Genomic DNA, 18,718 nt, shown 5'->3' on the forward strand with positions numbered 1-18,718 from the left:
CCCAGGTCCGCGCAGCAAGGGTGCGCCGGTGCAGAGCCGCGGCAGGGTGTTTCCACCGCCGCCGCCCGGGGGTATGATAGCGGTAACAGAACCCGAGGTCCCCGATGCCCGAGCAGAGCCCGATCCTGACGCTGACGCTGAACCCCGCGCTGGACATGGCGACGGAGGTGCCGGAGATCCTGCCCGGCCAGAAGCTGCGCTGCACCGATCCGCTGCTGGATCCGGGCGGCGGCGGGCTGAACGTCAGTCGCGCGATCCGGGCGCTCGGCGGCGACAGCCTGGCGCTGGTCGCCATCGGCGGGCTGACCGGCGACCGGCTGGCCGGGCTGATCCGGGCGGCGGGAGTGACCTTCCTGTCGATCCTCGGCCCCGGCGAGACCCGGCAGTCGCTGACGGTGACCGAGGGGACGACCGGAAAGCAGTTCCGCTTCATGCTGCCGGGGCCGGTCTGGGGCGAGGCCGAGCGGGCGCGGGTCTTCACCCTGCTGCGCGCCACGGCGCGGCCGGGCGGCCTGTCGGTGATCTCCGGCAGCCAGCCGCCGGGGGTGCCGGCGGATTTCCCGGCGCAACTGGCCGAATCGATGCCGGGCAGCCGGGTGGTGCTGGACACCTCGGGCAAGCCGCTGAACGAGGCGGTGCGCAATCCGATCCCGGGGCTGGAAGTGCTGCGGATGGACGCGGAAGAGGCCGAGAGCCTGACCGGGGGAAAGCTGGAAAGCCGCAGGGACACCGCCGATTTCGCGCAGGGGCTGGCGCGGGCCGGGGTGGCGCGGCAGGTGGTGGTGGCGCGCGGATCGGACGGCAACGTGCTGGCGACGGTGGAGCGGCGGCTGTTCTCGCCGGCACCGAAGGTGAAGGTGAAGTCCACCGTCGGCGCCGGCGACAGCTTCGTCGCGGCGCTGGTGCTGGCCAAGGCCCGCGGCCAGGACGAGGCCGAGGCGCTGGCCATGGGCGCCGCGGCCGCGGCGGCGGCGGTGATGACCGACGCCACCCAGCTCTGCCGCCCCGAGGACGTGATGCGGCTGCGGCCGGAGACGACGGCGGTGGAGGTCTGACGGCTGCCGCGCCATTGGGGGCATTCTGCCCCCAAACCCCCTGAGGATATTTATGGACAGATGAAATCAGGAAGACCTCTGCATCATTTCACCTGTCCGATAAATATCCCCGCCGGAGGCACCTCCGAGCCGGTTGCGCGCTTGCGCGCAGAGGCGAGACGAAAGGCTTGCGCGAGCCAAGGCGCGCAATCTCCTACCCCCGGGCGCCCCAGAGGATGACGCCCGCCCCGGCCAGCGCCAGCGCGGCGCCGAGGCTGTCGGTGGGACGGGGCAGCTGCCCCTCGACCAGCCAGAGCCAGAGCAGCGAGGCGAGGATGTAGATCCCGCCATAGGCGGCGTAGCTGCGGCCGGCGGCATCGGCCGGGGTCAGCGCCAGCAGCCAGGCGAAGGCCACCAGCGAGGCCAGGCCGGGCAGCAGCCACCAGGCCGAGGCGCCCTGTTTCCACCAGGCCCAGACCGCGAAGCAGCCGGCGATCTCGGCCAGCGCGGCGGCGGTGTAGAGCGCGAGGCTCATGTCCCGTCGCGCCAGCGGCTGGCGATGGGATAGCGGCGGTCGAGCCAGAACGCCTTCTGCGTCAGCCGCACCCCGGGGGCGGACTGGAAGCGCTTGTATTCGGCGATGTAAAGCAGGTGCTCCACCCGTTTCACCGTGGCCGCGTCGAAGCCCTGCGCCACGATCTCGGCGACCGAGAGGTCCTTCTCCACCAGCCCCTCCAGGATCGCGTCCAGCACCTCGTAGGGCGGCAGGCTGTCCTGGTCGGTCTGGTTCGCCCGCAGCTCGGCCGAGGGCGGCTTGGTGATGATCCGCTCCGGGATCACCTCGCCCGCCGGGCCCTCCATCCAGGGCCGGTGGTTCTCGTTCCGCCATTTCGCCGTCAGGAACATGCGCGTCTTATACATGTCCTTCACCGGGTTGTAGCCGCCGTTCATGTCGCCGTAGATGGTGCAATAGCCGACCGCCATTTCCGACTTGTTGCCGGTGGTCAGCAGCATCTCGCCGAACTTGTTCGACAGCGCCATCAGGAGAAGCCCGCGCAGGCGGGACTGGATGTTCTCCTCGGTGATGCCCGGCTCCGTGCCCTCGAACAGCGGCGCCAGCGCCTGCCCCACCGCCGCTTGCGTGCCCGAGATCGGCACGGTGTCCAGCCGGCAGCCGAGGGCGCGGGCCGCGGCCGTGGCGTCCTCCAGCGAATGGGCCGAGGTGAACTCGGACGGCAGCATGACGCAGCGGACGTTCTCCGGCCCGAGCGCATCGCAGGCGATGGCGGCGACGATGGCGCTGTCGATGCCGCCGGAGAGGCCGAGGAGGGCCTTCGAGAAGCCGGTCTTGCGCATGTAGTCGCCAAGGCCGACGACGCAGGCGCGGTAATCCGCCTCGCCGATGGGCGGGATCGGCGCTTTCGTGCCCTCGTCGGCCCGCCAGCCCTCCGGCCCGCGGCGGAAGGTGACGATCTCCGTGGCCTCGTCGAACTGCGGCATCTGCACCGCCAGATGGCCGCCGGGGTTCAGCACCATCGAGGAGCCGTCGAAGACCTGATCGTCCTGCCCGCCCACCATGTTGAGATAGCAGAGCGGCAGCCCGGTCTCGACCACGCGCTGCACCATCAGGTTCAGCCGCAGATTGGGCTTGCCGCGATGGTAGGGGCTGCCGTTCGGCACCAGCAGAATCTCGGCCCCGGTCTCCTGCAGGGTCTCGGCCACGTCGGGGTGCCAGGCGTCCTCGCAGATCGGCGTGCCGATGCGGACCCCGTTCACCACATAGGGCCCGGCGACATCGGCCGAGGCGAAGACCCGCTTCTCGTCGAAGACCGCATCGTTGGGCAGGTGATGCTTCAGCACCATGGCGGTGGCCCGGCCGCCCTGCAGCACCCACCAGGCGTTGAACAGCCGGCCGTCGCGGACCGCCGGCCCGCCGATCCCCAGCGCCGGGCCATCGGCGCAATCCCGCGCAAGCGCCTCGACGGCGTCCAGCGCCGCGCGCTGGAAGGCCGGCTTCAGGATCAGGTCCTGGGTCTGGTAGCCGGTGACGAACATCTCGGTCAGCGCCACCATGTCGACGCCCGCCGCGCGGCCTTTCGCCCAGTATTCCCGCGCCTTCGCCGCATTCCCGGCGATGTCGCCGACCGTGGGATCGGCCTGCGCCAGCATAAGGCGGAAGGTATCGGTCATCGCGCGTCTCCAGGTCCGGGGCCCAATCGTTCCCGGCGGTTGTAGCGGCCCGGCTTGCCAGCGCCAAGGGCGGCGTCTTACCCTTCCCCCCGGATTCGCCCGGATGGAGACACCGATGCGCAAGGTAACGGCCCTTCTTCTGCTGACGGCGCTGGCGGCAGGCCCCGCCCTGGCCCAGTCCGAGGGCGAGGTGGTCACCAAGACCTACGACGACGGCTCGGTCTACGAGGGCACCTTCTGGAACGGCAGGCAGGACGGCACCGGCACCTATACCCTGCCCAACGGCTACAGCTATTCCGGCGACTGGGTGGCCGGCGAGATCAAGGGCCAGGGCGTGGCGAAATACCCCAACGGCTCGGTCTACGAGGGGGCCTTCGACAAGGGCCAGCCGCAGGGCAAGGGCAAGATCACCTTCGCCGACGGCGGCACCTACGAGGGCGACTGGGTGGCCGGCAAGATGACCGGCGAGGGCAAGGCCAGCTATGCCAACGGCGCGGTCTACACCGGCGCCTTCGAGAACGGCCAGCACCACGGCAAGGGCACGATCGAGAACCCCGGCGGCTACCGCTACGAGGGCGACTGGGTGGCTGGGGTGAAAGAGGGCCAGGGCAGGATCACCTACCCGGACGGCACCGTCTACGAGGGCGGGCTGGTCAAGGGCGAACGCGCGGGCAAGGGCACGCTGGTGATGCCGAACGGTCTGACCTACACCGGCGACTGGTCGGGGGGGCAGATCAACGGCACCGGCAAGCTGACCCAGCCCAACGGCGATGTCTACGAGGGCCCCTTCGTCAACGGCCAGCGCGAGGGCAGGGGCAAGGTCACCCATGCCTCGGGCGATGTCTACGAGGGCGAGTTCAAGGCCGACCGCCGCCACGGCCAGGGGCTGTTCACGGCGAAGGACGGTTTCCGCTACGAAGGCTCCTGGGTCGAGGGGCGGATGGAGGGCACCGGCTCGGTGACCTATCCGGACGGTTCGGTCTATGTCGGCGCGATGGCGGCCGACCAGGCGCAGGGCCAGGGCGCGATCACCTATCCGGACGGGTCCACCTATACCGGGCAATGGGAGAAGGGGGTGATCCAGGGCAAGGGCAAGGCCACCTATGCCAACGGCCTGGTCTACGAGGGCGATTTCGTCGCCGCCCGGCCCGAGGGGACCGGGGTGATGACCTACCCGGACGGCTACCGCTACGAGGGCGACTGGAAGGCCGGCTCGCGCGAGGGCGTCGGCACGGCGACCTACCCGGACGGCACCACCTACACCGGCAGCTTCAGGGCCGGCCTGCGCGAGGGCCAGGGCGAGATCCGGATGCCGGACGGCTTCACCTATGTGGGCGAGTGGAAGGCCGGCGAGATCGACGGGACGGGCAAGGCGACCTATCCCTCGGGCGACATCTACGAGGGCAGCTTCAAGGCGGGCAAGCGCAGCGGGCCGGGCAGGATGACCTACAAGACCGGCCAGGTGGCGGAAGGCATCTGGCAGGATGGCATCCTGACCGCCGCCCCGGAAGGCACCCCCGAGGCCCCCGCCGACGGCGCGGCTCCCGCGGAAGGCGCGACGCCCGAGGAGCCCGCGGCCAATCCGTGACCCGAAGGAGCGGCTGCCGCCGCATTCCTTTAGTTGTGGCCAGCAGAGTTGCCTGGGGCTGCTGTCGACTGATGGGGGCATTCTGCCCCCAAACCCCCTGAGGATATTTGGGGCAGGTGAATTTGAAGAAGACCTCTTCTCCGTTCACCTGCCCCTAAATATCCGGAGGCACGTCCGAGCCGGTTGCGCCTGAAAGGCGCAGAGGCGAGACAAAAGGCTTGCGGCGAAGCCGCGCAATCGGAAAACCGCCGGCCGCCCCGAGAACCCCCCTTTTCTTCGCCGGATTCCTCCGTATAGTCCCGCGCCATGACCAAGGGATCGCATATCCGTTGCCGGACGCCGGGCTTTTGCCCGCAGGTCTCCCTTGGCCTGCTCCTTCTTAGCCGCCTCTGAGCGTGCCCTCGGGCGCGACCGCTCGGAGGTGACCAGCGCCCGTTGACCGCGACCACAGGCTAAGACCCGAAGGAATACCAGATATGGCCGACACCACCACGCAACCCCGCGTCCTGATCTTCGACACCACGCTGCGCGACGGCGAGCAGAGCCCCGGCGCCACCATGACCCACGAGGAGAAGCTGGAGATCGCCGGCCTCCTGGACGAGATGGGGGTGGACATCATCGAGGCGGGCTTCCCCATCGCCAGCGAGGGCGACTTCGCCGCGGTGTCCGAGATCGCCCGGCGCGCGAAGAACAGCACCATCTGCGGCCTGGCCCGCGCCAACCCCAAGGACATCGACCGCTGCTGGGAGGCGGTGAAGCACGCCCGCAGCCCCCGCATCCACACCTTCATCGGCACCTCGCCCTTGCACCGCGCCATCCCCAACCTGGACATGGACCAGATGGCCGAGCGCATCCACGACACCGTGACCCATGCGCGCAACCTCTGCGACAACGTGCAATGGTCGCCGATGGACGCGACGCGGACCGAGGCCGACTACCTGTGCCGGGTGGTGGAGATCGCGATCAAGGCCGGCGCCACCACCATCAACATCCCCGACACCGTCGGCTACACCTACCCGATGGAATCGGCCAAGATCATCCGGATGCTGCTGGAGCGGGTGCCCGGCGCCGACACCATCACCTTCGCCACCCATTGCCACAACGACCTCGGCATGGCGACCGCCAATGCCCTGGCGGCGGTGGAAGCGGGCGCCCGGCAGATCGAATGCACGATCAACGGGCTCGGCGAGCGCGCCGGCAACACCGCGCTGGAAGAGGTGGTGATGGCGCTGCGGGTCAGGAACGACATCCTGCCCTACCGCACCGGCATCGACACCACCAAGATCATGCACCTCAGCCGCCGGGTCTCCACCGTCTCGGGCTTCGTGGTGCAGCCGAACAAGGCCATCGTCGGCAAGAACGCCTTCGTCCACGAATCCGGCATCCACCAGGACGGCGTGCTGAAGAACGTCGAGACCTTCGAGATCATGAAGCCCGAGCATATCGGGCTGACGGTCAAGAACATCGCCATGGGCAAGCATTCCGGCCGCGCCGCGCTGCGGGCCAAGCTGAAGGAACTGGGGGTCGACCTGGCCGACAACCAGTTGAACGATGTCTTCGTGCGGTTCAAGGCTTTGGCCGACCGCAAGAAGGAGGTCTACGACGAGGACCTGATCGCCTTGGTCTCGGACGAGCAGACCAACGATGCCCACGAATACCTGCAGCTGAAGAAGCTGCGGGTGGTCTGCGGCACCGAGGGCCCGCAGGAGGCCGACATGGTGCTGTCGATCGACGGGGTGGACCATCACATCGACGCCACCGGCGACGGCCCGGTCGACGCAGCCTTCATGTGCGTGAAGATGCTGTTCCCGCACAAGGCCAACCTGCAGGTCTATCAGGTCCATGCGGTGACCGAGGGGACGGACGCGCAGGCCACGGTCTCGGTGCGGCTGGAGGAGGACGGGCGGATCGTCACCGGATCCTCGGCCGACACCGACACCATCGTCGCCTCGACCCGCGCCTATATCAACGCGCTGAACCGGCTGATCGTCCGCCGGCAGAAGACCGCGCCGGGCGAGGACGTGAAGACCGTCACCTATCACGGGGAATGAAAGGCACGGCAGGATGGGCCGCGCCCATCCTGCCGGTTGTCTCTCAGGAGCAGAGCTACCAGCCTTGCATGGTGTCAAGCCGGATAGGCGTAGTCCCAAATGAGAACCTGCACCGGCGGAAACAGACGGGGCAGGTTCCGCGGTTCAAACGGCAACCCGCTTGCCACCGCCTCATCTACCGGTTCTTGAAGGCAGTCGTTGCGTTGGGCGTAGAAGTAGCAGAGCTTCAGATAGCGTCGCAGTATTCCCAGGCTCGGAAAGGTTGCGTTGCTTCGGTGCCATCCCATCAGGTCGCCGTTACCGCGGCTGGTGTTGCAGCGCGGACAGGATCTCACTTGGTTCAAGGGTATGTAGTCGCCGGACAACCGGCTTCTCGGAATCAGATGATCCATATGATAGCGCGGCGCGATACAGCCGAAATGTGCGCATACATGGCTTCCGTTCTGGGCGAGAGCGTCATCCCGATCAAGACTTGTGATGTTCTTTCTGCCATCCTGGTATTTCGACATCAGGATATTGGCGGCTTTGGTGCGACCTCCGGGGAAGGGGTTCGTCTCACCCCCCTGCATCCGTTGCATCGCCTCTCGGGATACGCTGAGCATCGAATAGGACCAGAGCAGGTGATCTTCGACGGTGAGCAGCCTCCTCATCCGCTTTGGCTCATGCCATGCCCAGTGGAGCCTTGCCGGCATTCGGAAATCCCTGTTTCCCCGATCCAGTCCCATTCATCACCGGGCGATTGCGAGGTCAACCCTGGGACATGCCAGGTTGGATGAACGGATTGCAGTTTCCAAGGCTGCGGCCGACTCCACCACATCTCCAAACCCGCCACGCCATGGCCTCTCTCCCTGCAGATCGGAGCTTTGACCGCCTCCGAACTGTGGGCCGCCTGCGCTTGACCGCCCCCCTGCCCCGGCTTATGGCGCGCGCATGTCAGACAGCCCTACCCCTCCCCGCCGCAATTTCTATGGCCGCACCCATGGCAAGACGCTGCGGGCCAGCCAGAAGGACTATCTGGCCCAGGACCTCGGGCCACTGACGCTGAGGGGGGTGACCGAGGCGGAGAACCCGTCCCGCGCGCCGCTGGACCTGTCCTTCGCCGGCGGCAAGCCCTTGTGGCTGGAGGTCGGCTTCGGCGGCGGCGAGCATCTGGTGCACATGGCGGCGCGGAACCCGCAGGTGCATATCATCGGCGCCGAGCCCTTCGTGAACGGCATCGCCATGCTGCTGGGAAAGATCCGGGCCGAGGGGGTGACCAACCTGTCGCTGCATCCCCGCGACGTGCGCGAGGTCTTCGACGTTCTGCCCGACGCCTGCCTGTCGAAGGTCTTCCTCAATTACCCCGATCCCTGGCCCAAGGCCCGCCACCACCGCCGCCGCTTCGTGACGCCGGACTACCTGCTGCCGCTGGCCCGCGTCACCGCGCCGGGGGCCGAGTTCCGGGTGGCGACCGACATCCCCGATTACGTCCGCCAGACGCTGGAAGAAGTGCCCCCCGCCGGCTTCGCGCTGGTCCGCCAGGGCGGCGCGGGCGAGGAATGGGAGGACTGGCTCTCCACCCGCTACGAGCAGAAGGCGCTGCGCGAGGGGCGCAGTCCCCATTACCTGACCTTCCGCAGGCTGTAACCGCAGGAGCCTCCGGCGGGAGTATTTGGGATCGAAAGGAAGGCCATGCCGCTTCCTCTTGACCATAAATACTCCCCGCGGAGCGTCCCCGGCTTCCGCCCCGCGCCGCCGCTGGACCGTTGTCGCCGCTTGCGCTATCAGCGGGCCGAACCGCAAGGAGAAGCGCATGTCCGGCCATGGTGAAGCCCAACCGATGATCTCTGCCAAGGCGGGGGCGCTGAGCGGGACCGCGCTGATCCCGGGCGACAAGTCGATCAGCCACCGGGCGCTGATCTTCGGGGCGATGGCGGTGGGCGAAACCCGGATCACCGGGCTGCTGGAAGGGCAGGACGTGCTGGACACGGCATCGGCGATGCGGGCCTTCGGCGCCACCGTCACCCGGCAGGGCGAGGGCGCCTGGTCGGTGCACGGCGTCGGCGTCGGCGGGTTCCGCGAGCCGGAGGACGTGATCGACTGCGGCAACTCCGGCACCGGCGTGCGGCTGATCATGGGGACGATGGCGACGACGCCGATCACCGCCACCTTCACCGGCGACGCCTCCTTGCGGAAGCGGCCGATGGGGCGGGTCACCGATCCGCTGTCGCTGTTCGGCACCCAGGCCTGGGGCCGCAAGGGCGGACGGCTGCCGATGACGGTGATCGGCGCGGCGGACCCGGTTCCGGTGCGCTACGCGCTGCCGGTGGCCAGCGCCCAGGTGAAATCCGCCGTGCTGCTGGCCGGGCTGAACGCCCCCGGCGAGACGGTGGTGATCGAGCGCGAGCCGACACGGGACCATTCGGAACGGATGCTGGTCGGCTTCGGCGCCGAACTGTCGGTGGAGAAGGGGCCGGAGGGCCATGTCATCACCCTTGTGGGCCGGCCGGAACTGCGGCCGCAGACGGTGGCGGTGCCGCGCGATCCCTCCTCCGCCGCCTTCCCGACCTGCGCGGCGCTGATCGTCGAGGGCTCGGACATCCGCGTTCCCGGCGTCAGCCAGAACCTGACCCGCAACGGCCTCTACCTGACGCTGGTCGAGATGGGCGCCCTGATCGACTTCGAGAACCCGCGGGAAGAGGGTGGCGAGCCGGTGGCCGACCTGCGCGTCCGCTTCTCTCCCGGGATGAAGGGCATCGAGGTGCCGGAGGAGCGCGCGCCCAGCATGATCGACGAATACCCGATCCTCTCGGTCGTCGCCGCCTTCGCCGAGGGGCGGACGGTGATGCGGGGCGTCAAGGAACTGCGGGTCAAAGAAAGCGACCGCATCGACGCCATGGCCCGCGGGCTGGAGGCTTGCGGGGTGCGGGTCGAGGAGGAAGAGGACGTGCTGGTCGTCCATGGCATGGGCCCGGGCGGGATGCCGGGTGGGGCCACCTGCCGCACCCACCTGGACCACCGCATCGCCATGAGCTTCCTCGTCGCCGGCATGGCGGCGAAGCGGGAAATCGCGGTGGACGACGGCAGCCCCATCGTCACCTCCTTCCCGGTGTTCGAGGGGCTGATGAACGGCCTCGGCGCGGCGATCCGGCGGGGGTGAGGGGAATGGCGCAGCATCGGATCTTCGCCACCGCCTTCGCCAAGGTCTATCCGATGCTGGTCGCCAAGGCCGAGAAGAAGGGCCGCAGCCGCGCGGAGGTGGATCAGGTTATCTTCTGGCTGACCGGCTACGACGCGGCGGGACTGGCCGGGGCGCTGGAGCAGGGTTTGGACATCCAGACCTTCTTCGCCCGCGCCCCGGCGATGAACCCGAAGCGCAGCCTGATCACCGGCACGGTCTGCGGGGTGCGGGTGGAACAGGTCGCGGAGCCGCTGATGCGGGAAATCCGCTATCTCGACAAGCTGGTGGACGAACTGGCCAGGGGTCGGCCGATGGAAAAGATCCTGCGGACCTGATTTTCGTCGAAAATCAGATTACGAGTTTTCTGCGAAAACTCGGGGTTGGGGGACGGGCGATGATCTTCACGGTGGCGATCGACGGGCCGGCGGCAGCGGGCAAGGGCACCATCAGCCGCGCGGTGGCCGAGCGCTTCGGGCTGGCGCATCTGGACACCGGGCTCCTCTACCGCGCCGTCGGCGCGATCGGCGGCGACCCCGTCGCGGCGGCCCGCGCCCTGCGGCCCGAGGACCTGTCCCGCGACGGCTTGCGCAGCCTGGAGGCCGGGCAGGCCGCCAGCCGGGTGGCGGCGATCTCCGAGGTGCGGGCGGCGCTGGTCGAGTTCCAGCGCCGCTTCGCCCGGCGGGAAGGCGGCGCGGTGCTGGACGGCCGCGACATCGGCACGGTGATCTGCCCCGAGGCCGAGGTGAAGCTCTACGTCACCGCCAGCCCCGAGGTGCGGGCGCACCGCCGCTGGCTGGAGGTCGGCGGCGACGAGACGCGCGTGCTGGCCGAGGTGAAGGAACGCGACGCCCGCGACATGGGCCGCGCCGATGCCCCCCTGCGGCCGGCCGAAGACGCGGTGCTGATCGACACCACCGGCATGGAGATCGGCGCGGCGGTGGCGGCCGCCTGCGCCGCGGTCTCGGCCCGGATCGGCGAAGGCCGGGGCTGATCCCGCCTTCTTCCTTGCCCTTCGGGCCCCGAGTCGTTATAGGCCGCCCATCCTGAAAGGACTCGTGCCCCTTCCGGTTTCCCCGGGGGTGTCCGGCTTTTTCCAGGGCCAGCAAAGACCGGCGGAGCCAACCGCATGGCCAGACACAACCGTTAAAGGATGAAAACCCGCATGTGCGCCAAGAACGCAATGGAAGAATTTGAAGCCCTCCTGAAGGAGAGCTTCGAGATCGACACCCCGGAAGAGGGCACTGTCGTCAAGGGCAAGGTCATCGCCATCGAGGCAGGCCAGGCCATCATCGATGTCGGCTACAAGATGGAAGGCCGCATCGACCTGAAGGAATTCGCAAACCCCGGCGAGGCCCCGTCGATCAACGTGGGCGATACCGTCGAGGTCTATCTGGACCGGGTGGAGAACGCCCGCGGCGAAGCGCAGATCAGCCGCGAGAAGGCCCGCCGCGAGGAAGCCTGGGACCGGCTGGAAAAAGCCTATGCCGCCGAGCAGCGCGTCGACGGCGCGATCTTCGGCCGCGTCAAGGGCGGCTTCACCGTCGACCTGGGCGGCGCCGTCGCCTTCCTGCCGGGCTCGCAAGTCGATGTCCGCCCGGTGCGTGACGCCGGCCCGCTGATGGGCATGAAGCAGCCGTTCCAGATCCTGAAGATGGACCGCCGCCGCGGCAACATCGTGGTGTCGCGCCGCGCCATCCTGGAAGAATCGCGCGCCGAACAGCGTGCGGAAGTGATCGGCAACCTGTCCGAAGGCCAGGTCGTGGACGGCGTGGTGAAGAACATCACCGAATACGGCGCCTTCGTCGACCTGGGCGGCGTGGACGGCCTGCTGCACGTCACCGACATGGCCTGGCGCCGCGTCAACCACCCGTCCGAGATCCTGTCGATCGGCGAGACCATCAAGGTCCAGGTCATCAAGATCAACAAGGAAACCCACCGCATCAGCCTGGGCATGAAGCAGCTCCAGTCCGACCCGTGGGATGCCGTGGAAAAAGCCTATCCCATCGGCTCGGTCCACAAGGGCCGCGTGACCAACATCACCGACTACGGTGCCTTCGTGGAGCTGGAAGCCGGCGTCGAGGGCCTGGTCCACGTCTCGGAAATGAGCTGGACCAAGAAGAACGTCCACCCCGGCAAGATCGTCTCCACCTCGCAGGAAGTGGACGTCATGGTGCTGGAGATCGACTCGGCCAAGCGCCGGGTGTCGCTGGGCCTGAAGCAGACCATGCGCAACCCGTGGGAAGTCTTCGTCGAGAAGTATCCGGTGGGCTCGGTCATCGAGGGCGAGGTCAAGAACATCACCGAGTTCGGTCTGTTCGTCGGCCTCGACGGCGACATCGACGGCATGGTCCACCTGTCCGACCTGTCGTGGGACCAGCGCGGCGAAGAGGCGATCCAGTCCTACCGCAAGGGCGACGTGGTGAAAGCCGCCGTCACCGAGGTGGATGTCGAGAAGGAACGCATCTCGCTGTCGATCAAGGCGCTCGGCGAGGACACCTTCACCGATGCGGTGGACGGCGTGAAGCGCGGTTCGGTCATCACCGTCGCGGTCTCGGCGATCGAGGACGGCGGGATCGAGGTGGATTACAACGGCCAGAAGTCGTTCATCCGCCGTTCGGACCTGTCGCGCGACCGCAGCGACCAGCGGCCGGAGCGCTTCCAGGTCGGCGACAAGGTGGACGTGCGCGTCACCAACATCGACCCGAAGACCCGCAAGCTGGGCCTGTCGATCAAGGCGCGCGAGATCGCCGAAGAGAAGGAAGCCGTGGAGCAATACGGTTCCTCCGATTCGGGCGCCTCGCTGGGCGACATCCTCGGCGCCGCGCTGAAGGATCGCGGCTGATCCGCTTCCGCGCAGCCGAAAAACACCGGAAGGCCCCGCCGTCGCGCGGGGCCTTTCGCTTTGGCGAAGGGCGGCGCGGCCCGCGGCCAAGTCCCCGTTTTCGTTTGTCAGGCGGGGAAAGATGCCCTTATAGTCGGCCCGGATAACAACGTGGCGGCCGCTGCCCGAAGGTCCGGCCACAGGGGGGACCAGGATGATCAGGTCTGAACTGATCCAGAAGATCGCGGACGAGAACCCGCACCTGACGCAGCGCCATGTCGAGCGCATCGTCAACACGGTGTTCGAGGAAATCATCGAGGCGCTGGCCAAGGGCGACCGGGTGGAACTGCGCGGCTTCGGCGCCTTCTCGGTCAAGGCGCGGGACGCACGGATGGGCCGCAACCCCCGCACCGGCGAGGCGGTGAAGGTCGAGGACAAGAAGGTGCCCTTCTTCAAGACCGGCAAGCTGTTGCGCGACCGGCTGAACGGCAAGTGACCATCCGCCGCCGGGCGCGCCCTTGCAGGCCGCCCCGGGACGGCCGATAAGGGGGCATGTCCGCAAGGGGGGCTGCCGATGCTGCGCTATATGAGGCTTCTGTTCATCGCCGTCACCGGGCTGGCGCTTCTGGTGCTGGCGCTGGCCAACCGCGCCTCGGTCCCGGTGCGGCTCTTGCCCGAGGACATGGGTGCGCTGCTGGGGCTGGACCATGTCTGGCAGCTGCCGCTGTTCCTGGTGATCCTGGGCTCGGTGGCGCTCGGGGTGCTGATCGGCTTCGTCTGGGAATGGTTCCGCGAGATGCGCATCCGCTCCACCGCCCGCGGCAAGGCGCGCGAGGTGACGCGGCTGGAACGCGAACTCGCCGTGCTGCGCGACCAGAAGGAAGGACCGAAGGACGAGGTGCTGGCGCTTCTGGAGAACGGGCGCGGGTGATGGCCGATGTCCGGGTGAAGATCTGCGGCATCCGCCGGGCCGAGGACCTTGCCGCGGCGGTGGCGGCGCGGGCGGCCTATGTCGGGCTGAACTTCTTCCCGAAATCGCCGCGCTTCGTGACGCTGGCCGAGGCCCGCGCGCTGGCGCTGGCCGCGCCGGAGGGGCTGTGCAAGGTGGCGCTGGTGGTCGATGCCGAGGACGCCGCGCTGGACGCGATCATCGAGGCGATGCCACTGGACATGCTGCAACTGCATGGGAAGGAGAGCCCCGACCGGGTGGCCGAGATCAAGGTCCGCTACGGCCTGCCGGTGATGAAGGCGGTCGGGGTGGCCGACGAGGGCGACCTTGCCGCCGTGCTGGACTACTCGCTGGTGGCGGATCAGATCCTTGTCGATGCCAAGGCGCCGAAGGGCGCGGCCTTGCCGGGCGGCAACGGCCTGGCCTTCGACTGGCGGCTGGTGGCGCAGCGGCGCTGGCTGCGGCCCTGGATGCTGGCGGGCGGCCTGACGGCGGCCAACGTGGCCGAGGCGATCCGGCTGACCAATGCCCGGCAGGTCGATGTCTCCTCCGGCGTGGAAAGCGCGCCCGGGGTGAAGGACGCCGCGAAGATCGCCGCCTTCGCCCAGGCCGCCTTCGCCCCCGCCGTTCCGGTCCTGCGCTGACCGAAGTAGATCGCGCGGCTGCGCCGCAAGCCTTTCCTCTCGTCGTCGCGCCTGCGCGCTCCTCCTCGGGGTGCCTCCGGCGGGGATATTTTCGTCCAGAAAGAGGACAAGGGCCTTCTCCTCTTTCTGGACGAAAAATATCCCGGGGGTGAGGCCGAAGGCCGAGGGGGCAGCGCCCCCTTTTCTCCGCCGGCCCGGGGCGCTACACCGGCAGGACAGGCAGGGGAGTGCGGGACGATGGCCGAGGACGGTGTGAACAGCTTCATGACAGGCCCCGACGAGGCGGGCCGCTTCGGCATCTTCGGCGGGCGTTTCGTCTCCGAGACGCTGATGCCGCTGATCCTCGACCTGGAAGCGCGCTACGAACACGCCAAGACCGACCCCAGCTTCTGGGCCGAGATGGACGACCTGTGGAAGCATTACGTCGGCCGGCCGAGCCCGCTCTATTTCGCGCCGCGGCTGACCGAACATCTCGGCGGCGCCAAGGTCTACATGAAGCGCGATGAGTTGAACCACACCGGCGCGCACAAGATCAACAACGTGCTGGGGCAGATCATCCTCGCCCGCCGCATGGGCAAGACAAGGATCATCGCCGAGACCGGGGCGGGCCAGCACGGCGTCGCCACCGCCACGGTCTGCGCCAAGTTCGGGCTGAAATGCGTGGTCTACATGGGCGCGCATGACGTGGAGCGGCAGGCGCCAAACGTCTTCCGCATGAAGCTCTTGGGGGCCGAGGTGATCCCCGTCACCAGCGGCCGCGGCACACTGAAGGACGCGATGAACGACGCGCTGCGCGACTGGGTGACCAATGTCCGCGACACCTTCTACTGCATCGGCACCGTCGCCGGCCCGCACCCCTACCCCGCCATGGTGCGCGACTTCCAGTCGATCATCGGCAAGGAGGTGCGCTGGCAGATGCAGGAGGCCGAGGGCCGCCTGCCCGATACGGTCGTGGCCGCCATCGGCGGCGGGTCGAACGCCATGGGGCTGTTCTACCCCTTCCTCGACGATCCCACGGTCAACATCATCGGGGTCGAGGCCGGCGGCAAGGGCGTGGACGACCGGATGGAGCATTGCGCGTCGCTGACCGGCGGGCGGCCCGGGGTGTTGCACGGCAACCGCACCTACCTGCTGCAGGACCCGGACGGGCAGATTCTGGAAGGCTTCTCGATCTCGGCCGGGCTCGACTATCCCGGCATCGGGCCGGAGCACGCCTGGCTGCACGAGGTGGGCCGGGCGAAATACGTCTCCATCACCGATGCCGAGGCGCTGGAGGCCTTCCAGCTGTGCTGCCGGCTGGAGGGAATCATCCCGGCGCTGGAGCCCTCCCATGCGCTGGCCCATGTGACGAAGATCGCGCCGACGCTGCCGAAGGACCACCTGATCGTGATGAACATGTGCGGCCGCGGCGACAAGGACATCTTCACCGTGGCCAAGCACCTGGGCGTGACGATGAAGGTCTGACCCTTCCTGCAAATGACGCCACGAGGCCCCGTCCCCGGCGGGGCTTCGTGCATTTCCAGGCCCATAAACCCCGGTTTATGCCCTTGTGCTCGAGGTTTATTGCATCCCGGCTAAACCTCGCGCCAATTTCCCTTGCCGCTTGGGCACGGCTGGTTCGTCTCCGTGCCGATGGGGCACGGCTCCCGGGCCCGAAGCAGGGCCCCGAACCGGAAAGGAATCGAAGATGAAACGGATCGTTCTTGCGGCAGCACTCAGCCTCGGCGGCAGCGCGGCGCTGGCGGCGGTGGACACCGAGGCGCTGGTCGCCGACCTGCAGCGCCAGGGCTACAGCTGGATCGAGGTGAAGCGCGGGCCGACCCAGATCGAGGTCGAGGCGGTGCGCGGCGAGGTCAAGATCGAGACCGTCTACGACGCAGCCACCGGCACGGTCCTGGACCACGACACCGACCGCGCCTCGCGCCGCGAACAGGGGCGCACCGGGGTGGACATCCGCGACACCGCGCGCGATTTCGAGGACCGGGACGATGATCGCGACGACTGGGATGATGATCGCGATGACGACCGGGATGACCGTTATGATCGGGACGACCGCGACGATGATCGGGACCGCGATGATCGGGATGACCGTGACGACGACCGCGACGACGACTGATCCGCCCATCGGCGGAGCTGCGCCTTCCCCGGCCTTGCCCGGGGGGGCGCCTTTCGGCAAGGATGGCCCGGCACGGCGGAGGCAGGGGATGAGGCGCAGGGTGTTTCTGGCCGCGCTGGTCGGCGGCATGGCGGCGGCGGGTATGGCCGAGGCCCGCGACCGCTCGGACGACATCGTGCGCGAGCTGAAGCGCAAGGGCTATCGCATCACCGAGGTCGGCCGCACCTTCCTCGGCCGGGTCCGCATCCTGGCCACCAAGGACGGCGGGCGGCGCGAGATCATCGTCAACCCGGTAACGGGCGAGATCCTGCGCGACCTCTGGATCGCCCGCGGCCAAGGCGATGCGGACGGCGACTGGGACGACTGGGACGGCGACGACGATGACCGGGACGATCAGGGCGACGGCGACGACCGGAATGACCGGGATGACGACCGCGACGACGACCGGGACGACGACGACCGCGGCGGCGGTTCGGACGGCGGGGGCGGCGACGATGACGACTGATCGCCCGGGCCGCGGGGGGCGGGCATGAGACGGCCCTGGCTCCTTGCCCTCGTCTTCCTGGTGCAGCTGGCCTGCGCCCTGTTCTTCGTGTCGGACATCTTGGCCTCGGTCCTGGGCCTGCCCTTCGGGCCGATGCCCTGGGAACTGCGGGAGCTGCTGGAAGTCGGCGCCGCCGCCGGCCTGCTGATCGGCCTCGGCCTCGGCGGGCTGGCGCTGCGGCGGGCGCTGCGCGACCGGGCACGCGCCGAGGAAAGCCTGCGCCGCGCCTCGGGCGCCTTCCACGGCCTGCTGGAGGAGCGTTTCGCCGAATGGGCGCTGACCGCGGCCGAACGCGACGTGGCGCTCTTCGCCATCAAGGGCCTCAGCACCGCCGAGATCGCCGCGGTGCGCCAGACCAGCGAGGGCACGGTGAAGGCGCAGACCAATGCGATCTACCGCAAGGCCGGGGTCTCGGGGCGGCCGCAGCTTCTCAGCCTGTTCATCGACGACCTGATGCGGGACGAGGGCGCGATCCGCCCGCCGCTGGCGCTGCCCGCCCCCGCGAAGCAGCCGGCCCTATCGGCGAAATAACCTCAGCGAAGTGAGGGCGGCTGGTCGCGCGGGCCGCTGTCCAGCAGCCCGTAGCGCAAGGCGGAACCGATCCGATGCGCCAGCGCCGACCAGGCGGCGGCGGTCTCGGGCGGCAGCTGCCGCTCCAGCACCGAATCGAAGAGGCCCAGCCAGGGACCGAACATGCCGGGCCGGACATCGCCCGCCTGCAGGTGCGCGGCCATCGGATTGCCGTCGTAGACCCGCTGGAACAGGATGGCGTTCTTCCAGAACCGGGCGATCTTGGCCTCGTGCTCGGGCCAGTCGGCGACATGGTTGGCGAAGACCGGGCCGAGCGCGGGGTGCTGGCGGATCAGGCCGTAGAACTCGGCCACGACAGACTCGATCTGCTGTTCGGTGATGGGAAAGCGCGGCGGGATCATGGGGCCGTTGTCCCTCTGCCGGGGCGGAGGTGCAAGGGGATGGGGTGTCGCAGGCCATTGCGCGGACGGCCCCGGGCGGGATGAGGCGAGGCACTGCCTCGCCCCCGCCCGTGCGGATGGGTTCAGCGGGAGACGGTGCGGCACACAACCCGAGAGGCCAGCGCCCGACCCGGCGGGCGAGAAGCGCCCGCCGAGGGCGGGGCGGGCGCTGGCCGGGCCTTTGAGGCCCGGCCGGACAAGGGGAAGCGTGGCGCGGTGGCGAAGGCGATGGCCTTCGCCATGGCATCGGTGGATCGGTAGGGTGAACCCCGCCCTACGGCGCGTCCACGGCGCAGGATTGCAGGATCTCCAGCGGCACCACATGCAGGGTGTTGATATGGGTCGCGGCCAGCCGGACCTGCGGCGCCGCCCCCTCCTCATGCGCCTGCAGGAAGCGGGCGGCGCAGAGGCACCAGCGGTCGCCGGGCTTCAGCCCCGGGAAGCCATATTCCGGCCGCGGCGTCGACAGGTCGTTGCCCAGGTATTTCGACAGCGCCAGGAACTCGGCCGTCATCAGGGCGCAGACGGTGTGCAGCCCGCGGTCCTGCGGGCCGGTGTTGCAGCAGCCGTCGCGGAAGAAGCCGGTCATCGGCGCGGTGGAGCAGGCCTCCAGCGGACCGCCCAGGACGTTGAGCGAGGGTTCCTTCATG

At 68.7% G+C, this 18,718-nt stretch carries 20 protein-coding genes; 15 read left to right on the top strand and 5 right to left on the bottom strand.

The window, feature by feature from the left end; genetic code table 11:
• Positions 1-104: 104 nt before the first annotated feature.
• A complete protein-coding gene (locus G5B31_RS04920) occupies positions 105-1,055 on the top strand; it encodes a 1-phosphofructokinase family hexose kinase (RefSeq protein WP_165014285.1) in 951 nt (316 codons plus the stop codon).
• Positions 1,056-1,248: 193 nt separating this feature from the next.
• Here G5B31_RS04920 and G5B31_RS04925 read toward each other — a convergent pair whose 3' ends face one another.
• A complete protein-coding gene (locus G5B31_RS04925; protein ID WP_165014286.1) occupies positions 1,249-1,569 on the bottom strand; it encodes a YnfA family protein in 321 nt (106 codons plus the stop codon).
• Entirely contained in the window at positions 1,566-3,224 is a 1,659-nt protein-coding gene (locus G5B31_RS04930) for an NAD+ synthase (RefSeq protein ID WP_165014287.1), read from the bottom strand. Before G5B31_RS04930 ends, G5B31_RS04925 begins: the two co-directional genes overlap by 4 nt.
• Before the next feature lie 115 nt (positions 3,225-3,339).
• On the opposite strand from G5B31_RS04930, the gene G5B31_RS04935 reads away from it, so the two are divergent.
• Complete coding sequence (locus G5B31_RS04935; protein WP_165014288.1) at positions 3,340-4,812, top strand: 2-isopropylmalate synthase; 1,473 nt, start codon at positions 3,340-3,342, stop codon at positions 4,810-4,812.
• Positions 4,813-5,288: 476 nt separating this feature from the next.
• Positions 5,289-6,863: a 2-isopropylmalate synthase gene (locus G5B31_RS04940; protein ID WP_165014289.1), complete on the top strand. Its 1,575-nt coding sequence runs from the start codon at positions 5,289-5,291 to the stop codon at positions 6,861-6,863.
• 74 nt (positions 6,864-6,937) lie between these two features.
• Here the strand turns inward: G5B31_RS04940 and G5B31_RS04945 are convergent, their stop codons facing one another.
• Positions 6,938-7,513, bottom strand: coding sequence for an HNH endonuclease (locus G5B31_RS04945; RefSeq protein WP_165014290.1), 576 nt, complete (start codon positions 7,511-7,513; stop codon positions 6,938-6,940).
• Between the two features lie 280 nt (positions 7,514-7,793).
• Here G5B31_RS04945 and G5B31_RS04950 point away from each other — a divergent pair, with 280 nt between their 5' ends.
• The 12 genes from G5B31_RS04950 (at position 7,794) to G5B31_RS05005 (ending at position 17,628) form a co-directional block, all read left to right on the top strand.
• The gene (locus G5B31_RS04950; protein WP_165014291.1) at positions 7,794-8,489 is read left to right on the top strand and encodes a tRNA (guanosine(46)-N(7))-methyltransferase TrmB; all 696 of its coding nucleotides are present in this window, start codon (positions 7,794-7,796) and stop codon (positions 8,487-8,489) included.
• Positions 8,490-8,655: 166 nt separating this feature from the next.
• Positions 8,656-10,002: a 3-phosphoshikimate 1-carboxyvinyltransferase gene (aroA, locus tag G5B31_RS04955; protein WP_165014292.1), complete on the top strand. Its 1,347-nt coding sequence runs from the start codon at positions 8,656-8,658 to the stop codon at positions 10,000-10,002.
• 5 nt (positions 10,003-10,007) lie between these two features.
• Positions 10,008-10,358 (top strand): DUF2200 domain-containing protein, encoded by a 351-nt coding sequence (locus G5B31_RS04960; protein ID WP_165014293.1) that lies wholly within the window; start codon positions 10,008-10,010, stop codon positions 10,356-10,358.
• A gap of 59 nt (positions 10,359-10,417) precedes the next feature.
• Positions 10,418-11,014 (top strand): d(CMP) kinase, encoded by a 597-nt coding sequence (locus G5B31_RS04965; RefSeq protein ID WP_165014294.1) that lies wholly within the window; start codon positions 10,418-10,420, stop codon positions 11,012-11,014.
• 171 nt (positions 11,015-11,185) lie between these two features.
• Positions 11,186-12,865, top strand: a complete 1,680-nt coding sequence (gene rpsA, locus G5B31_RS04970; protein WP_165014295.1) for a 30S ribosomal protein S1 — start codon at positions 11,186-11,188, stop codon at positions 12,863-12,865.
• A gap of 193 nt (positions 12,866-13,058) precedes the next feature.
• Positions 13,059-13,340 (top strand): integration host factor subunit beta, encoded by a 282-nt coding sequence (gene ihfB / locus G5B31_RS04975; protein WP_165014296.1) that lies wholly within the window; start codon positions 13,059-13,061, stop codon positions 13,338-13,340.
• A gap of 78 nt (positions 13,341-13,418) precedes the next feature.
• Complete coding sequence (locus G5B31_RS04980; protein ID WP_346763881.1) at positions 13,419-13,775, top strand: LapA family protein; 357 nt, start codon at positions 13,419-13,421, stop codon at positions 13,773-13,775.
• Entirely contained in the window at positions 13,775-14,437 is a 663-nt protein-coding gene (locus G5B31_RS04985; protein ID WP_165014297.1) for a phosphoribosylanthranilate isomerase, read from the top strand. The genes G5B31_RS04980 and G5B31_RS04985 overlap by 1 nt, the downstream gene beginning before the upstream one ends.
• A gap of 237 nt (positions 14,438-14,674) precedes the next feature.
• Positions 14,675-15,901: a tryptophan synthase subunit beta gene (trpB, locus tag G5B31_RS04990; RefSeq protein WP_165014298.1), complete on the top strand. Its 1,227-nt coding sequence runs from the start codon at positions 14,675-14,677 to the stop codon at positions 15,899-15,901.
• Between the two features lie 223 nt (positions 15,902-16,124).
• Entirely contained in the window at positions 16,125-16,553 is a 429-nt protein-coding gene (locus G5B31_RS04995; protein WP_165014299.1) for a PepSY domain-containing protein, read from the top strand.
• A gap of 88 nt (positions 16,554-16,641) precedes the next feature.
• Positions 16,642-17,058: a hypothetical protein gene (locus tag G5B31_RS05000; RefSeq protein ID WP_165013781.1), complete on the top strand. Its 417-nt coding sequence runs from the start codon at positions 16,642-16,644 to the stop codon at positions 17,056-17,058.
• 24 nt (positions 17,059-17,082) lie between these two features.
• Positions 17,083-17,628 carry a helix-turn-helix transcriptional regulator gene (locus G5B31_RS05005; RefSeq protein WP_165014300.1) on the top strand — a complete coding sequence of 182 codons (546 nt, stop codon included), beginning with the start codon at positions 17,083-17,085 and terminating at the stop codon, positions 17,626-17,628.
• Between the two features lie 2 nt (positions 17,629-17,630).
• On the opposite strand, the gene G5B31_RS05010 is transcribed toward G5B31_RS05005, so the two are convergent.
• Both G5B31_RS05010 and G5B31_RS05015 read right to left on the bottom strand, forming a co-directional pair.
• The gene (locus G5B31_RS05010) at positions 17,631-18,029 is read right to left on the bottom strand and encodes a group III truncated hemoglobin (RefSeq protein WP_165014301.1); all 399 of its coding nucleotides are present in this window, start codon (positions 18,027-18,029) and stop codon (positions 17,631-17,633) included.
• A 313-nt stretch (positions 18,030-18,342) separates the two neighbouring features.
• Positions 18,343-18,717 carry a DUF2237 family protein gene (locus tag G5B31_RS05015; RefSeq protein WP_165014302.1) on the bottom strand — a complete coding sequence of 125 codons (375 nt, stop codon included), beginning with the start codon at positions 18,715-18,717 and terminating at the stop codon, positions 18,343-18,345.
• Between the last annotated feature and the right edge of the window lies 1 nt (position 18,718).

Origin of the sequence: Rhodobacter sp. SGA-6-6 (assembly GCF_011043545.1) — a bacterium.
In the GTDB taxonomy this organism is placed as follows: domain Bacteria; phylum Pseudomonadota; class Alphaproteobacteria; order Rhodobacterales; family Rhodobacteraceae; genus Pseudogemmobacter.

What these genes read in the sequence shown, in the direction of transcription:
- G5B31_RS04920 (WP_165014285.1), top strand. Translation starts at nt 105, where the DNA reads ATGCCCGAGCAGAGCCCGATCCTGACGCTGACGCTGAACCCCGCGCTG.
- G5B31_RS04925 (WP_165014286.1), bottom strand. Translation starts at nt 1,569, where the DNA reads ATGAGCCTCGCGCTCTACACCGCCGCCGCGCTGGCCGAGATCGCCGGC.
- G5B31_RS04930 (WP_165014287.1), bottom strand. Translation starts at nt 3,224, where the DNA reads ATGACCGATACCTTCCGCCTTATGCTGGCGCAGGCCGATCCCACGGTC.
- G5B31_RS04935 (WP_165014288.1), top strand. Translation starts at nt 3,340, where the DNA reads ATGCGCAAGGTAACGGCCCTTCTTCTGCTGACGGCGCTGGCGGCAGGC.
- G5B31_RS04940 (WP_165014289.1), top strand. Translation starts at nt 5,289, where the DNA reads ATGGCCGACACCACCACGCAACCCCGCGTCCTGATCTTCGACACCACG.
- G5B31_RS04945 (WP_165014290.1), bottom strand. Translation starts at nt 7,513, where the DNA reads ATGAGGAGGCTGCTCACCGTCGAAGATCACCTGCTCTGGTCCTATTCG.
- G5B31_RS04950 (WP_165014291.1), top strand. Translation starts at nt 7,794, where the DNA reads ATGTCAGACAGCCCTACCCCTCCCCGCCGCAATTTCTATGGCCGCACC.
- aroA (WP_165014292.1), top strand. Translation starts at nt 8,656, where the DNA reads ATGTCCGGCCATGGTGAAGCCCAACCGATGATCTCTGCCAAGGCGGGG.
- G5B31_RS04960 (WP_165014293.1), top strand. Translation starts at nt 10,008, where the DNA reads ATGGCGCAGCATCGGATCTTCGCCACCGCCTTCGCCAAGGTCTATCCG.
- G5B31_RS04965 (WP_165014294.1), top strand. Translation starts at nt 10,418, where the DNA reads ATGATCTTCACGGTGGCGATCGACGGGCCGGCGGCAGCGGGCAAGGGC.
- rpsA (WP_165014295.1), top strand. Translation starts at nt 11,186, where the DNA reads ATGTGCGCCAAGAACGCAATGGAAGAATTTGAAGCCCTCCTGAAGGAG.
- ihfB (WP_165014296.1), top strand. Translation starts at nt 13,059, where the DNA reads ATGATCAGGTCTGAACTGATCCAGAAGATCGCGGACGAGAACCCGCAC.
- G5B31_RS04980 (WP_346763881.1), top strand. Translation starts at nt 13,419, where the DNA reads ATGCTGCGCTATATGAGGCTTCTGTTCATCGCCGTCACCGGGCTGGCG.
- G5B31_RS04985 (WP_165014297.1), top strand. Translation starts at nt 13,775, where the DNA reads ATGGCCGATGTCCGGGTGAAGATCTGCGGCATCCGCCGGGCCGAGGAC.
- trpB (WP_165014298.1), top strand. Translation starts at nt 14,675, where the DNA reads ATGGCCGAGGACGGTGTGAACAGCTTCATGACAGGCCCCGACGAGGCG.
- G5B31_RS04995 (WP_165014299.1), top strand. Translation starts at nt 16,125, where the DNA reads ATGAAACGGATCGTTCTTGCGGCAGCACTCAGCCTCGGCGGCAGCGCG.
- G5B31_RS05000 (WP_165013781.1), top strand. Translation starts at nt 16,642, where the DNA reads ATGAGGCGCAGGGTGTTTCTGGCCGCGCTGGTCGGCGGCATGGCGGCG.
- G5B31_RS05005 (WP_165014300.1), top strand. Translation starts at nt 17,083, where the DNA reads ATGAGACGGCCCTGGCTCCTTGCCCTCGTCTTCCTGGTGCAGCTGGCC.
- G5B31_RS05010 (WP_165014301.1), bottom strand. Translation starts at nt 18,029, where the DNA reads ATGATCCCGCCGCGCTTTCCCATCACCGAACAGCAGATCGAGTCTGTC.
- G5B31_RS05015 (WP_165014302.1), bottom strand. Translation starts at nt 18,717, where the DNA reads ATGAAGGAACCCTCGCTCAACGTCCTGGGCGGTCCGCTGGAGGCCTGC.